This is a genomic window from Phocaeicola sartorii JCM 17136 = DSM 21941 (assembly GCF_054653615.1).
On the sequence record NZ_BAAIFW010000005.1, the window covers coordinates 2,853,316 to 2,869,365 of the forward strand.

Annotated in this window: 13 protein-coding genes and 1 pseudogene; 11 read left to right on the forward strand and 3 right to left on the reverse strand. The window is 43.4% G+C overall.

What is annotated here, in order from left to right:
• Positions 1-456: 456 nt before the first annotated feature.
• From ACYQ0C_RS12105 to ACYQ0C_RS12115, 3 genes are read right to left on the reverse strand one after another with little or no spacing between them, the layout of a single operon-like run.
• The gene (locus ACYQ0C_RS12105; protein WP_016277912.1) at positions 457-1,641 is read right to left on the reverse strand and encodes a class I SAM-dependent rRNA methyltransferase; all 1,185 of its coding nucleotides are present in this window, start codon (positions 1,639-1,641) and stop codon (positions 457-459) included.
• Positions 1,631-2,281 (reverse strand): 3'-5' exonuclease, encoded by a 651-nt coding sequence (locus ACYQ0C_RS12110; RefSeq protein WP_016277913.1) that lies wholly within the window; start codon positions 2,279-2,281, stop codon positions 1,631-1,633. The genes ACYQ0C_RS12105 and ACYQ0C_RS12110 overlap by 11 nt, the downstream gene beginning before the upstream one ends.
• Positions 2,278-2,841 (reverse strand): DUF5063 domain-containing protein, encoded by a 564-nt coding sequence (locus tag ACYQ0C_RS12115; protein ID WP_016277914.1) that lies wholly within the window; start codon positions 2,839-2,841, stop codon positions 2,278-2,280. The genes ACYQ0C_RS12110 and ACYQ0C_RS12115 overlap by 4 nt, the downstream gene beginning before the upstream one ends.
• A gap of 104 nt (positions 2,842-2,945) precedes the next feature.
• On the opposite strand from ACYQ0C_RS12115, the gene ACYQ0C_RS12120 reads away from it, so the two are divergent.
• From ACYQ0C_RS12120 to serS, 11 genes and pseudogenes are all read left to right on the forward strand, one after another.
• Positions 2,946-5,411, forward strand: a complete 2,466-nt coding sequence (locus ACYQ0C_RS12120) for an FtsK/SpoIIIE family DNA translocase (protein ID WP_016277915.1) — start codon at positions 2,946-2,948, stop codon at positions 5,409-5,411.
• Positions 5,412-5,427: 16 nt separating this feature from the next.
• Entirely contained in the window at positions 5,428-6,042 is a 615-nt protein-coding gene (gene lolA1 / locus ACYQ0C_RS12125) for an outer membrane lipoprotein periplasmic chaperone LolA1 (protein ID WP_025076958.1), read from the forward strand.
• A 65-nt stretch (positions 6,043-6,107) separates the two neighbouring features.
• Positions 6,108-7,055, forward strand: coding sequence for a thioredoxin-disulfide reductase (trxB, locus tag ACYQ0C_RS12130; RefSeq protein WP_016277917.1), 948 nt, complete (start codon positions 6,108-6,110; stop codon positions 7,053-7,055).
• 31 nt (positions 7,056-7,086) lie between these two features.
• Positions 7,087-9,906: a M16 family metallopeptidase gene (locus tag ACYQ0C_RS12135; RefSeq protein WP_175271240.1), complete on the forward strand. Its 2,820-nt coding sequence runs from the start codon at positions 7,087-7,089 to the stop codon at positions 9,904-9,906.
• 14 nt (positions 9,907-9,920) lie between these two features.
• Positions 9,921-11,408, forward strand: coding sequence for a DUF5687 family protein (locus ACYQ0C_RS12140; protein ID WP_016277919.1), 1,488 nt, complete (start codon positions 9,921-9,923; stop codon positions 11,406-11,408).
• A gap of 12 nt (positions 11,409-11,420) precedes the next feature.
• Entirely contained in the window at positions 11,421-12,128 is a 708-nt protein-coding gene (locus tag ACYQ0C_RS12145; protein WP_016277920.1) for an ABC transporter ATP-binding protein, read from the forward strand.
• The gene (locus ACYQ0C_RS12150) at positions 12,125-12,637 is read left to right on the forward strand and encodes a C40 family peptidase (RefSeq protein WP_016277921.1); all 513 of its coding nucleotides are present in this window, start codon (positions 12,125-12,127) and stop codon (positions 12,635-12,637) included. The genes ACYQ0C_RS12145 and ACYQ0C_RS12150 overlap by 4 nt, the downstream gene beginning before the upstream one ends.
• 59 nt (positions 12,638-12,696) lie before the next feature.
• Positions 12,697-13,365 (forward strand): annotated as a pseudogene (locus tag ACYQ0C_RS12155) (HAD family hydrolase); the annotation flags it as partial.
• Between the two features lie 433 nt (positions 13,366-13,798).
• Positions 13,799-14,116, forward strand: a complete 318-nt coding sequence (rplU, locus tag ACYQ0C_RS12160) for a 50S ribosomal protein L21 (RefSeq protein WP_005839375.1) — start codon at positions 13,799-13,801, stop codon at positions 14,114-14,116.
• Between the two features lie 21 nt (positions 14,117-14,137).
• Positions 14,138-14,401 carry a 50S ribosomal protein L27 gene (gene rpmA, locus ACYQ0C_RS12165; RefSeq protein ID WP_007833535.1) on the forward strand — a complete coding sequence of 88 codons (264 nt, stop codon included), beginning with the start codon at positions 14,138-14,140 and terminating at the stop codon, positions 14,399-14,401.
• 300 nt (positions 14,402-14,701) lie between these two features.
• Positions 14,702-15,976 carry a serine--tRNA ligase gene (serS, locus tag ACYQ0C_RS12170; RefSeq protein ID WP_016277923.1) on the forward strand — a complete coding sequence of 425 codons (1,275 nt, stop codon included), beginning with the start codon at positions 14,702-14,704 and terminating at the stop codon, positions 15,974-15,976.
• Positions 15,977-16,050: the final 74 nt, after the last annotated feature.

Here is a 16,050-nt window from a genome sequence, read left to right on the forward strand (position 1 = left end):
TTTTAACCTAACAAATGTAGACAATTATCTTCTATTTCACATCTCTTTTCAGAAAAAACTCCTGTTTCCATACCGTCTTTTATTCTCCCACGTATCTTTATATCATGGATAGAAACGGAAAAGTGAACATAGGGCTATTACCCAAAAAGAGAAAATATAAGGAGTGGAAGAAAAAAACAGAGCAAATCTTTCTTTCGGGAAAAAGAAACTTGAAAAACGGTCTATAGACTATATAAAAAAGAAGGGTATCTATCCCAGACACCCAATCTTCATTAACCTTAAATCTAATACCATGAAAAACACAGTGCAAAGATAAACGGTTTTATGTTATCAAACATAATAAAGCTACAATTATTTGCTTTCGATTAACATCATTTAAACTTTAAAGGCGCTTTTACAGTTTCAAATCCTGCAAAAACGCCTTTATATTATATATGATAATACAAATCAATCGAATTATTCCACATACAGTACCAGCCCTTTCAAATATTCTCCTTCAGGATGGTAAATATTTACGGGATGATCTCCCGGCTGAGTCAATTGATGCAGAATACGCACACTACGTCCACTTTGTGCGGCGGCTGTAAATACCGCATTACGGAAACTCATCTTATCCACGACCTGCGAGCAAGAGAAAGTAAACAGAATGCCTCCCGGTTTGATTTTCTCAAATGCTTTAGCATTTAGTTTTGTATAGCCACGCAGTGCATTGCGGAGAGCATCCTTGTGCTTGGCAAATGCAGGAGGGTCAAGAATTATCAAATCATATTGGTCTCCCATACGGTCCAGATATTTAAAAGCATCCTCGGCATAAGCCTTGTGGCGAGTATCACCCGGAAAGTTCAGCTCCACATTCATATTGGTAAGATCAATCGCTTTCGAAGAACTGTCTACAGAATGTACCAAGTTCGCCCCTCCGCGCATGGCATAGAAAGAGAATCCCCCTGTGTAACAAAACATATTCAACACATTACGCCCTTTGGCATAACGCTCCAACAAATGGCGGTTCTCACGCTGATCCACAAAGAAACCTGTTTTCTGACCTTTCAGCCAGTCCACATGAAATTTCAAGCCGTATTCCATCGCTATGTTTTCAGGACTTCCTCCTTTGATGAAACCATTCTCCGGTCCCAAATCCGCCTTGAAAGGTAATGTGGTTTCCGATTTATAATAAATGTTCCGGACCACATCCCCCATCACCTCGGATAAGGCATCGGCTATCTCCATGCGGTAAACATGCATTCCGGCCGAATGTGCCTGCATTACGGCTGTATGATCATATACATCAATGATCAACCCCGGCAAGTTATCCCCTTCGCCATGAACCAGGCGGTAAGTATTGTTCACAGGATTACCGGCCAGCCCCAGGCTGTGGCGCAAATCGTATGCCACTTCCAGTTTATGCTTCCAGAATTCATGATCAATCTCATCCTCCTTGAAAGAGAGCACGCGCACGGCAATACTTCCTATCTGGAAATGCCCGCAAGCTATAAACTCTTTCTTCGAGGTGTACACATTCACTATCTCGCCTTCTTCGGGTTCTCCCTCTATGCGCTGGATAGCTCCGGAGAACACCCATGGATGAAAACGCTTTAACGACTCTTCCTTGCCCGGTTTCAGGTATACTTTCTTATAAGCCATTTGTATTTACTGTTGTTTCTATTGGTTCTTCCTCTGTTATCTCATAACTGCCCGTACGTTCCAATTCCGTCAGGCAATTGTAAATTTCCACACAAGCCCAAGCATCTGTGGCTGCATATAGTTTCTGCCCCTCACTGAGCACCTCCGCCTCCCAGTTGGAAAGACGCTGGCTTTTCGAAATCTTCTGACCAAACAAATTGGCGAAGATTTTTTGCAAACTCCGGTCAGCTATGCCGAATCTTCCTACATAATCCTGCAGCTCTATCCAGTTCCCCCGATCGGGATGCACATCCTCACGCTTCCGCAACGAGTTAAAATCATCTTTTAGCGACAAACCTATCTTCAAGGTATCACTCATCAAAAACTCTTGCAGAGAATCGGGCATACCTATCCGGTTCAGACGGAACAAGAAACAGGTATCTTGCGTAGATATTTGCAACAACGCCACCTTATGGGTAGTACCACGTTTAAAAGAAGGGCGTGTTTCCGTATCCACCCCCACTATTCGCTGATCTTTCAGGTAGGCTACCGCTTTCTCGGCCTCACTCTCGGTATAAATCACGAAAATGCGTCCCGGAAAAAGCACCTTGGGCATCGCTGCTATCTCGGCTTTAGTAATCGTTCTTTTTATTTGTTTCATAATAATGAATTCTCATCTTCCATATCTTCCTCCTCGTCATCATCGGCAGCACTGTACTTTACATCGTGCAAAGCGCGCATGGTGTTTACCAGACGCTGCCCCCAAAACTCTCTGAAATGTTCCTTGCAGACCACTAACGAGTCGTTCATCGTTTCATTCAGCCCCAATTGGAACACCCCGATAAAGTCCTTCAAATCCTGATAAATATCCGCCAAATCCTCCGAAATACATTTCTTGATGGGCGTGTCACTGTATGCCATATCCGGAAGGAACACTTCCAAATAATCGTCCTTAGCCCCTAACACGGCGGCTACAGTCCTACGTATCAGTTCATAATCTTCTTCAGTAACGAAAGTTTCGGGCTCGTCCTCTCCTATCGGCTCACACGGAGGCAACAAAGTCGCTTTCAAATAAAGCAGCGGAAGTATTTTTAAGGCAGTATCTACAAAATCATAGCGTTTCATATCACGGACACGTTCCAGAAAGCCACAATATTCAGCGGCCACCGTCACAAACTCTACTGTATTTTTGTCAAATATCACCTGACTGTACTTTTCCATAAACATTAAAATTGAATCGCAAAGTTAAGAAAAAAGAGATTAAATAAGGCAATAATTAATGTTTTTCATGTACATTTGCGAAATAATAAATAGAACGAAGACCTATGGCAAAGAAAAAATCAGATAAGGAGACAGAACCTAAAAAGGTATCTACCAAACGATTCTCCGCTTTTTTCAAGAATGAAACAACACATTTTGTTATCGGATTGATCAGTGTAATTTTTGCAGTTTATCTGCTGCTGGCATTTACCTCTTTCTTCTTCACAGGAGCCGCCGACCAGAGTATTTTGGATAACCAGCAGCCGGGTGAACTGATGCAGACTGCCAATCATGTAAAGAACTACGCGGGAGCACGCGGTGCACAACTTGCCGAATTCCTTATAAACGAATGTTTCGGCTTAGCCGCCTATTTTATCATCTTATTTCTGGCGGTAGTGGGTATGAAATTAATGAGGGCTTACCAGTTCCGCATCTGGAAATGGTTTATGTCCTGCTCTATCCTGCTCATCTGGTTCTCTATCACATTGGGATTCATTTTCGACGGCACCTTTGGTGATAGTTTTATCTACCCGGGCGGATTGCATGGACACAATGTCAGCAACTGGCTGATTTCACAGATTGGTATTCCAGGCTTGGGACTATTACTGTTCATTGCAGCACTTTTGTTCTTTATCTATTTAAGTAACGAAACCATACTGGTGATCCGTAAAGCGTTGCGCCCCAATTTCAGACGAAAGAAAAAAGAGGAACAAACAGCTCCTACAGCCAAAGAGAGCCCGGTTAAAGAAACTTTCCGAAAGGAAGAGGCCAAGAAAGAATTCTCTAACCCCGGCCCCGCTATTGTAGATTTCGAACTAGAGCAACCGGCAAAGAATGAGGAAGACGCGGAAGAACAGGTGCCTTTCCCTTTTGAAAACGAGCAGGCCACCGAACCGGAAATGGTACAGGAGCCTGCCTACGCAAACGAAGAAGAGGAAGCAGAAAATACAGATGAACCTGATTTTTCAATCAGTGAAGAGACAAATGAAGAAGACGAGGCGTACAAAGGTCCCGTACTTCCACCATACAATCCTCGTCTGGATTTGGAAAACTACAAATTCCCAAGTCTGGATCTGCTAAATGAATACGAAGATGATGGTCCCAATATTGACATGGAAGAGCAAAATGCCAACAAAGACCGCATCATCAAGGTGTTGCGTAGTTTTGGAATCGAAATCAGTTCTATCAAGGCAAGTGTAGGCCCTACCATCACATTATACGAAATCACTCCGGCAGAAGGAGTACGCATCTCGAAAATCAGAAACTTGGAGGATGATATCGCATTAAGCTTGTCGGCACTGGGTATCCGTATCATCGCTCCGATACCGGGCAAAGGTACTATCGGTATTGAGGTTCCGAATGCCAATCCGCGTATTGTACCGATGAAATCCATTCTGAATAGCAAAAAGTTCCAAGAGACCACATACGAACTGCCTGTGGCATTAGGCAAGACCATCACCAACGAAGTCTTTATGGTGGACTTGGCAAAAGCTCCCCACATGCTGGTAGCCGGTGCTACCGGACAAGGTAAATCCGTGGGATTGAATGCTATCGTGACCTCCTTATTATATAAGAAACACCCGGCAGAACTTAAATTTGTAATTGTGGACCCCAAAAAGGTGGAGTTCGCCATCTATGCTCCGATTGAGAAGCATTTTTTGGCCAAACTGCCCGATGGAGAAGACGCAATTATCACCGATGTTACCAAAGTGGTACAAACCTTGAACTCACTCTGTATAGAGATGGACAGCCGATACGACTTGCTGCGTAAAGCTGGTTGCCGTAATATTAAAGAATATAACGCAAAATTCATCAACCGACAGTTGAATCCAGAAAAAGGCCATCGCTTCATGCCTTACATAGTAATTATCATTGATGAGTTCGGTGACCTGATTATGACTGCGGGCAAGGAAGTGGAACTGCCTATCTGCCGTATCGCCCAGTTGGCGCGTGCGGTAGGTATACATGCCATTATCGCAACCCAGCGTCCGACAACGAACATTATCACCGGTACCATCAAAGCCAACTTCCCGGCACGTGTTGCCTTCCGAGTAGCCGCCATGATGGATTCACGTACCATTCTGGATCGTTCGGGAGCACAACAACTGATTGGTAAGGGAGATATGCTTTACCTACAAGGTAATGACCCGGTACGTGTGCAATGTGCTTTCGTGGACACCCCCGAAGTAGAGAAAATAGCCAATTACATCAGTAAACAGCAAGGATATACTACCGCATTTATGTTGCCCGAATATGTAGGCGAGGAAAGTGAAAGCAGCGTTGGAGAAGTGGACATGAACCGGTTAGACCCTATGTTCGAAGATGCAGCCAGACTGGTAGTGATTCATCAACAAGGCTCTACCTCGTTGATCCAACGCAAGTTCTCTATCGGTTATAACCGTGCGGGACGAATCATGGACCAACTGGAAAAAGCAGGAATCGTAGGCCCCACCCAAGGAAGCAAAGCGCGTGACGTGCTCTGTATGGACGAAACAGACTTGGAAATGAAATTGAACAATCTGCAACTATAAATTGTTTAATAAAGATATGATTAAAATGAAAAGAGCATATTTATTGGTATTTATTCTTTTCCTTTCGGTCAGCCTGTCTGCACAAAAGGACAAACAGGCACGGGAGATACTGGACAAAACCGCCAATGCCCTGCAACAGGCCGGAGGCATCCGTGCCACCTTTGGGGGAACAGGCAATGGGACTTTACTGTTAAAAGGTAACCAGTTCTATCTGAACAGTGGTGGCATACAAAGCTGGTTTGACGGAAAAACACAATGGAGTTATCTAGAAAGCAGCGAAGAAGTGAATGTGAGCAATCCTACCCCGGAAGAATTACAAACCATCAACCCATACGCACTGTTGTCCATTTACAAAAACGGATATAATTATAAGTATGCGGGGGCAAAAAGCCGTAACGGCAGACAAGGATTCGAAGTGATACTGACTCCTGAAAAGATACAGGATATCACCTCCATCACTTTGTTTGTTTCCCAAACATATCAGCCTCTGTATATTAAAGTGGAGCAAAGCAACAAATCGGCAAACGAAATTATAGTCACTTCTTACCAGACCAACCAACCGCTGGACAACGCGATGTTCAAGTTTGATAAAAAGAAATTTCCAAACGCCGAAGTGATAGACCTACGATAAGAAGTAAGAATCAAGATAAAGAGATAAATATTCATAAAATTAAACGAAGTAAAGAAATAAGTATTATGAGTACAGAAAAAGTTAAATGCCTTATCATCGGCTCAGGTCCTGCCGGCTACACCGCCGCCATTTATACAGGACGCGCTAACATTGCTCCGGTCCTATATGAAGGTTTACAGCCCGGAGGCCAGTTGACCATCACTACCGAAGTAGAAAACTTCCCCGGGTATCCCGAAGGTATCAGCGGCACCCAGCTGATGGAGGATTTGCGCAAACAAGCAGAACGCTTCGGAGCGGATATCCGCAACGGTATTGCAACTTCTGCCGACCTGAGCAAACGTCCTTACCACATCACCATTGATGACGAAAAAGTGATTGAGGCAGAAACCGTAATTATATCCACAGGCGCCACCGCCAAATATCTAGGTTTGGAAGACGAACAGAAATATGCCGGAATGGGTGTAAGCGCCTGTGCTACCTGCGACGGTTTCTTCTATCGCAAGAAAACCGTAGCTGTAGTAGGTGGAGGTGACACAGCTTGCGAAGAGGCCATCTACCTGGCCGGACTGGCCAAACAGGTTTACCTGATTGTCCGTAAACCGTTCTTACGTGCATCCAAAATCATGCAAGCACGTGTAATAAACCATCCTAACATCAAGGTATTGTTCGAACACAATGCCGTCGGCTTATACGGAGAGAATGGCGTAGAGGGCGTTCACTTGGTAAAACGTCAGGGCGAATCCGACGAAGAACGTTATGATTTGCCTATCGACGGATTCTTCCTAGCTATCGGCCATAAACCCAATTCGGACATCTTCAAAGATTATTTGGACACAGACGAAGTAGGCTACATTATTACAGAAGAGGGTACTCCGCGTACGAAAGTTCCCGGTGTGTTCGCTGCCGGTGATGTGGCAGACCCGCATTACCGTCAGGCCATCACTGCTGCCGGAAGCGGCTGTAAAGCTGCCATAGAAGCAGAAAGATACCTATCTGCCAACAACTTATTATAATAAAAAATAAACTAACCCCACAACAAACACCATGACACATTTTCTAAGGAAGATGGCAGCTGCCTGGATCATTCTAGGCAGCGTGTCGGTGGGCTTTGCACAACAGCAAATGCCTCCCATCCCTACGGACCCTAACGTCCGCATCGGTAAATTGGACAACGGATTAACTTATTACATCCGTCACAACGAACTCCCCGAAAAAAGAGCCGATTTCTACATCGCTCAAAAAGTAGGTTCCATCTTGGAAGAAGACAACCAGCGTGGCCTAGCACACTTCTTGGAACACATGTGCTTTAACGGGACTAAGAATTTTCCCGACAAAGCCCTCATCCAATATCTGGAAAGCATAGGGGTGAAATTCGGTGAAAACTTGAATGCTTACACCAGCATAGATGAAACGGTGTACAATATTTCCAATGTTCCCGTGATACGTGACGGCGTTGTAGATTCCTGCTTGCTGATTCTACACGACTGGGCCGACGACCTGACACTGGATCCTAAGGAAATAGACAGCGAACGCGGTGTAATTCATGAAGAATGGCGTACCAGCACAAACGCTATGATGCGTATGTACGAAAAAGCCCTCCCTACCCTTTATCCGGGAAGTAAATATGCCTACAGACTTCCCATCGGCATAATGGAAGTGATAGACAATTTCCCTTATCAGGCACTACGTGATTATTATGAAAAATGGTATCGTCCGGACCAACAGGGTATTGTCGTAGTAGGCGACATAGATGTGGACAAAATTGAGGAAAAAATAAAAAAGATATTCTCTCCTATTAAAATGCCGGAGAATCCGGCAGAACGAGAATACTTCCAGGTTCCCGACAATAAGGAAACGATTGTAGCTGTAGAAACGGACAAAGAACAGGCAAACCCGGTAGCTTATTTATGCTACAAACATGAAGCGATTCCTAATGAACAAAAGGGAAACATGGATTATCTGGTAGTAAACTACATGAAATCCATGATAGAAAATATGTTGAACGCCCGTCTAAATGAACTAACCCAAACAGCCAATCCTCCTTTCATCTTCGCTCAAGTCAGCGATCAGGAATATCTGGTTTCCAAAACAAAAGATGCCTTTACAGGAATAGTAGCGAGCAAAGAAGACGGGATTGACAGTGCAATAACCGCCATTGTACGCGAAATAGAACGAGCACATAAATTCGGTTTTACCGCATCCGAATATGCCCGTGCCAAAGCCGATTATCTGCGTATGCTGGAATCTGCATACAACGAACGCAACAAAGTGAAAAACGGTTCATACGTGGATGAATATGTACGCCACTTCATTGACAACGAGCCGATTCCAGGTATCGAAAATGAATATGCCATCATGAATCAGATTGTCCCCAACCTGTCCGTGGAAATGATAAACAGCCTGATCCCCGCATTGGTTACCGACAGTAATCTGGTAGTAAACGTATTCTTCCCCGAAAAGGAAGGATTGAAAGTTCCGTCCAAGGAAGAAGTTTTGGCTGCAATCAACAAAGTAAAAGCAGAAACGCTGACTGCTTATGAAGACAAAGTTTCTGATGAGCCATTAATTTCTGAAATGCCTCAAGGTGGAAAGGTTACAAAAAAAGAAAATGGCCCGTTCGGTTCTACAGTCCTGACTCTGTCTAATGGAGTACGCGTTATCTTAAAGTCAACCGACTTCAAAGCGGACGAAATCAGAATGAGAGCTTTCAGTCCGGGTGGAAATTCCTTGTTCCCGAATGATGAAATTATCAATATCAGTGTCATGAATGATGTGGCAGGTATCGGCGGCTTGGGTAACTTCAGCAATGTTGATCTGGAAAAAGTATTGGCAGGTAAAAAAGCCAGTGTAAGCGCTTCTGTCGGTGGCAATACAGAAGGATTGAACGGAAGCTGCTCACCCAAAGATTTTGAGACCTTGATGCAATTAGTCTATTTGTCATTCACAGCTCCACGAATGGACAATGATGCTTTCACTTCATTCAAGAACCGTCTGCAAGCATCTTTGGCGAATCAAGAGGCCAACCCGATGACTGCCTTGCAGGATACACTGCAGAAGGCCCTCTATATGGGACATCCGCGTGCCATCCGTATGAAAGCCGACATGGTGGACAAGATTGACTATGCCAAAATTATGGAGATGTACAAAGACCGTTTCAAAGATGCCAGTGACTTTACTTTCATCTTTGTAGGAAATATCAAACCGGAAGAAGTGGAGCCGCTGATTGCAACCTATTTAGGTGCTTTACCCTCTGTCAACCGCAAGGAAACATTCCGTGACAACCACATTGAAATGCGCCAAGGTGACTATAAGAACATTTTCAACAAAAAATTGGAAACTCCTAAGGCCACCGTATTGGTAATCAACAACGGACAATGCGCATACACACTGAGAAACCAGATCATGATGAGTATGCTTTCACAAATACTGAATATCATGTACACTGAAAGCGTACGCGAAAAAGAAGGCGGGACATACGGTGTCAGCGCATTCGGCAGTCTGACCAAATATCCAAAAGAGAAAGCAGTTCTGCAAATCTACTTCGATACAGACCCTGCCAAACGCGCGAAAATGACAGATATCATTTTGAATGAGCTGAACCAGTTTGCCAACGAAGGGCCATCTGCTGAAAACTTGAACAAGGTTAAGGAATTCATGCTGAAGAAATATAAGGAAAATGCCAAAGAAAATAGTTATTGGGTAAATATGCTGGGTGAATATTTCTGGGAAGGGACAGATATGAACACCGGCTATGAAAACACAATAAACGGCATTACCGCTAAAGATCTGCAAGAATTCACCAAAGCCTTGCTGGATCAAAACAACCGTGTGGAAGTAAGCATGACTTCAGAAGAAACAAAATAATCCCATTCAAGCCTATGCTTCTCTCTATTATAAGACAGAATCAAAAACTTGCAGCCAAGCGGAATCCTGCATTCGACAGGAACCGCTTTGCCAAGTTTTTAATTTACTTTATGGTCGCATTTTGGGCAGCATACCTCATCTTCATCGGGGTCATGCTGTCCTTTGCTTTTGAAGGTATCTTCCCCAGCATGGAACCTTACCACATCATGAACCAGGGGTTGGTCTATCTTCTGCTACTTGATTTTCTGCTACGCTTCATGCTACAACCGGCCATGTCGCAAGAAATCAAACCCTATCTGCTTATGCCAATAAAGAAGAATAAGCTGGTGGATACCCTGTTACTACAATCCGGCATCAGCAGTTACAACTTCTTCTGGTTTTTCCTAATCGTACCTTTTGCCCTGCTTACAATAATTCGTTTCTACGGGTTCATAGGCATTCTATGCTATCTGTGCGGCATCTGGCTTCTGATGGTGATGAACAATTATTGGTATCTGATATGCAAAACTTTATTGAATGAAAAACTACTTTATATACTCCTTCCTGTCGGAGGCTACGGATTACTGGCTGCGGCTGAATTTATTCCGGAAGGGAATCCGGTTTCCACGTTCATGATGAATCTAGGAGAAGGATTTATAGAAGGAAATATACTCGCCTTTCTAGGTGTCATTGCAGTTATTCTGCTGCTTCTGCTAGTAAATCGAAAGCTACAGCTACACTTCATCTATAATGAAATAGCTAAAGTGGAAGACACCAAGATGAAGCATGTATCCGAATACAGGTTTCTGGACCACTATGGTGACGTAGGCGAATATCTGCGTCTGGAACTGAAGTTGTGTTTACGTAACAAGACCGTGAAAACACAGTTCCGCATGGGATTTATCATCATGTTTGCCTTTTCGGCATTGATTGCCTTTACGGACGTATATGACGGGACAGGAATGATAAACTTTATCTGCATATACAATTTTGCCATTTTAAGTATCATGACTCTAGGGCAAGTGATGTCCTTCGAGGGCAACTATCTGGACGGTCTCATGAGCCGCAAGGAGTCTATTTACAACCTGCTCCGCGCCAAGTATTACCTGAACTGCATCATCGTATTCATCCCTTTTCTGATTATGATGATCCCTGTAGCCAAAGGCAAGATTCCTTTCCTGATGGCTGTATCCTATATGCTGTTTACAGCAGGATTCGTATTTGCCATGATGCTACAGCTGGCGGTGTACAATAAAAAGACACTTCCGCTGAATGCCAATGTCATGCGGAGCAATCGGGGTAGCTCTCTGTTTCAGACCATCATCATCTCATGCGCCTTCTTCCTGCCCCTGATTATCAATAAAGCCCTGACAGCTTTCTTTGAGCAGGATACGGCCTGCATCGTCATGATGGGTATAGGACTGCTACTAATTGCTACTCATAACCTCTGGATAAAGAATATCTATAACCGTTTCATGAAGCGCCGTTATGAAAATATGGAAGGCTTCCGTGACTCACGTTAAAACGAATTGCGTATGAATATCATAATAAACCAATTACAAAAGAACTTTGGGCCGAAAGTGGCCGTAGATATAGAAAGTTACACCATTCAAAGCGGTGACATGTTGGGACTGGTGGGTAATAACGGAGCCGGAAAAACTACCCTGTTCCGCTTGATGCTGGATTTACTGAAAGCCGACGGAGGCAGTGTGCATATCGGAGATATCGATGTGAGCCGGAGCGAGGAATGGAAAAGTAGAACAGGCGCTTTTATTGACGAAGGTTTCCTGATAGATTATCTCACCCCCGAAGAATATTTCTACTTTGTAGGAAAAATGTACGGACTGAAGAAAGAAGAAGTAGATGAACGTGTCGCCGGATTTGAGCGTTTTATGAACAGCGAAGTTATCGGTCAAAAAAAGTTGATTCGTAACTATTCGGCAGGTAATAAACAGAAAATAGGCATCATCTCGGCTATGCTGCACAAACCGCAGGTACTGATTTTAGACGAGCCGTTTAATTTCTTGGATCCCAGTTCTCAGTCTATTATCAAGCATCTACTGAAAGCTTATAATGAAGAAACCGGAGCCACCATACTGGTTTCCAGTCATAATCTGAACCACACGGTAGATATATGCCCGCGAATCGTCTTACTGGAAAGCGGAAAGATTATCCGAGATATTGACAATAAAGACAATTCCGCCGAAAAGGAATTGGAGGACTATTTTAATGTAACAGAATGAAAAAATTACTCTCCCATCTGCTGATACTAAGTACGCTGGCAGTATTGTTGGACTCATGCGGTACTGCTGCCCCACGTTATAACTACAAAGAACTGGCACGTGCCTCCATACGTCTGAATATGGATATTGGCATGAAAGACAATCACCAACTGTACGTAGAATCAGCAGAATGGCTGGGAGTTCCCTACCGTAGCGGTGGTAACAGCAAACGAGGAGTGGACTGCTCCGGGCTGACCTCACATTTATATAAAAAGGTATATCACAAAAAGCTGAAACGTAACTCGGATGACCAACGCACCAAAGATTGCCATAAAATAAATAAGAGAAACCTGCGCGAAGGAGATCTAGTATTCTTCCATAACGGCAGAAAGAAACGGATTGCCAGTCATGTAGGCATTTATTTGAAAAATAATAAATTTATTCATGCCAGTACCAGTCAAGGGGTGATAATCAGCAACCTGAATGAAGATTACTACCGGAAACACTGGTTAAGTGGAGGCCGCCCTTGACGCAAGGTCCTTTCTGGCAACATTTTCATCACATTAAAACGAATTTAATTTGATACGAAATGAAATACACGACATACCTTTTTGACTTTGATTACACACTAGCCGATTCTTCACGCGGCATCGTCATTTGTTTTCGTAATGTACTGGAACGTCATGGACATACGGGCATCAGTGATGAGGCCATAAAACGCACCATAGGGAAAACACTGGAAGACTCATTCAGTATCCTGAGCGGAATCACTGCTCCCGAAACACTAACCGAATATAAAAAAGAATATGTAAAGGAAGCAGACACATATATGACCGTCAACACTTTCTTTTTTCCTGAAACGGTTACCGTACTGGAAACACTGAAAAACCAAGGTGCCCAAATAGGTATCATCTCCACCAAATTCCGCTTTCGCATCCGCGAAATGGTAGATCAACATTTCCCGAAAGATTTTTTCGATATCATTATTGGTGGAGAAGACGTGAAGAAAGCGAAGCCAGACCCTCAAGGTATAAAAAAGGCACTACGCCGGTTGCATCGCCAGAAAAGCGAAACACTCTACATCGGTGACAGCACCGTGGATGCTGAAACCGCCCAAGCAGCCAAAGTGGATTTTGTAGGAGTACTCAATGGTATGACAACTCGTAAAGAACTGACAGCCTACCCGCATCGGCAAATATTAGATGACCTCTCTTTGCTCCCGTTAATTCATAAATTCAATCCTTACGAACCAGAGAAACATTTTCTGGAAAAGCACATTTGAATGATATTTTTGATTTAAGTTACAAGGTGATCTTCATCTTATTTGTCTGGGACTACCGCCAACTGTTCGGACTCTCCTGGTGGAAAAGTTTCTGCCGCACGATAATCATGTTTTGGTATTGTTTCTTAGGACTGTTACTAGTCTGTTCCATCATTATAGGCATCCTTGTATTGACAGCCTACTTTATACAATGAGGCAACTAAAAACAGGGGCAGACAAATCTCATTTATACATTCCACCCGATGTATTACAAACAAAAAACATTGAATACAAGAAAAAAGAGGTGGATTTTCTTTGTCGATATAAATAAATATAGTAATTTTGTGCCCGATTTAGTCCGTAGAGGTAGAAAAGTGAGGGCAATGATGCAATCCACCTTACGGAGAAAACCGTTTAATATTATAAAAAGATGTACGTAATTGTAGAAATTAACGGTCAGCAGTTCAAGGCTGAAGAAGGCAAAAAGCTGTTTGTACACCACATTCAGAACGCAGAAAACGGCGCAACTGTTGAATTTGAGAAAGTTTTGTTGGTAGATAACAATGGAACAGTAACTGTAGGTGCTCCTACTGTAGAAGGTGCCAAAGTAGTTTGTGAAGTAGTATCTCCGCTGGTAAAAGGCGACAAAGTACTCGTATTCCACAAGAAGAGAAGAAAAGGTTATAGAAAACTGAACGGTCATCGTCAACAGTTTACAGAGTTAACTATTAAACAAGTTATTGCTTAATCATTTAAAATTTAAGAAGAAATGGCACATAAAAAAGGTGTAGGTAGTTCTAAGAACGGCCGTGAATCAGCAAGTAAGAGATTAGGCGTTAAGATATTCGGTGGACAGGCTTGTAAAGCTGGTAACATCATCGTTCGTCAGAGAGGTACAGAATTCCACCCAGGTGAAAACATCGGTATGGGACGCGATCACACTCTTTTCGCTTTAGTAGATGGTACAGTATGTTTCAAAGTAGGTCGTGATGATAGAAGATCTGTTTCTGTTGTTCCTGCCGTAGAAGCATAATCAGTTACAAATAAGAAATTTAAAAGCTCTTCATCCTCTTGAAGAGCTTTTCTTTTTTTTAAAAGCACCTTGGATATTAACACCTTACCCTCAATCCGGACGACAAAAAGAAAGGCAGTCGATATTTAATGAAGATAAGAGCCGACCAGTTAAAGAGCCATCCACCTCAGGAGAATTCATCTTTCTTACTCCTCATTTTCTAATCCGGAAACAAAAGTAACGGATAACTCATACACCTTACCATTTTTTTATCTATCTTTGTCCATTAATTCAAGAAATATCAAAAAAGACTGAAAAGATATGCTTACCATTAAACAAATTACAGACAACACGGAAGGAGTAATCCGCGGACTGGAAAAGAAGCACTTTACAGATGCAAAAGCAACGATAGAACAAGTGCTTGCATTCAATGACAAACGACGTAGCACACAGAATCAATTAGATAAAAACCTGGCAGAAGTGAACTCGCTCTCCAAATCCATCGGGCAACTGATGAAAGAAGGAAAGAAAGAAGACGCTGAAGCAGCTAAAGCGCGTGTAGCCGAAATCAAAGAGACCAGCAAGACCCTGCAGGCAGAAATGGACAAGGCGCAAGAAGATATGAACAACCTGCTTTACACCATTCCCAATGTCCCCTATGACAGTGTGCCCGAAGGTACAAACGCAGAAGACAATGTGGTGGAAAAGATGGGCGGTATGGAAACCGAACTTCCCAAGAACGCACTCCCCCATTGGGAACTAGCCAAGAAATACGATTTGATAGACTTTGATCTGGGCGTGAAAATCACAGGGGCAGGTTTTCCTGTATATAAAGGTAAAGGGGCACGTCTGCAACGCGCATTAATCAATTTCTTCCTGGATGAAGCCCGCGCTTCCGGCTACGAAGAAATCATGCCGCCGACGGTAGTGAACACAGCATCCGGTTACGGAACAGGACAACTCCCCGACAAAGAAGGACAAATGTATCATTGCGAAGTAGACGATTTGTACCTGATCCCGACCGCAGAAGTCCCTGTAACCAACATCTATCGTGACGTGATTTTGGACGAAAAACAATTGCCTATCAAAAATTGCGCATACACCCAATGTTTCCGTCGTGAAGCCGGATCTTACGGCAAAGATGTACGTGGTTTGAACCGCTTGCACGAATTCTCAAAAGTGGAGCTGGTACGCATTGACAAACCCGAACATTCCAAACAGTCACATCAGGAAATGCTGGACCATGTAGAAGGCTTGCTGAAGAAATTAGAACTTCCCTATCGCATTCTCCGTCTTTGCGGTGGTGATATGAGTTTTACAGCCGCGCTTTGTTTTGACTTCGAGGTTTACTCGGAAGCACAACAACGTTGGCTGGAAGTAAGCTCCGTATCCAATTTCGATACATACCAGGCCAACCGCTTGAAATGCCGTTACCGTTCTGCCGAAAAGAAAACAGAATTGTGCCATACCTTGAACGGTTCCGCATTGGCTTTGCCGCGTATTGTCGCAGCCTTATTAGAAAATAACCAGACTCCGGAAGGTATCCGTATCCCTAAAGCATTGGTTCCTTATTGCGGATTCGAGATGATTGACTAATAACGACTAATTACACATATTGAATGTCATTCTGAGTATTGTTCAGAATCCGATCTTTCCCGACAGATTCTGTC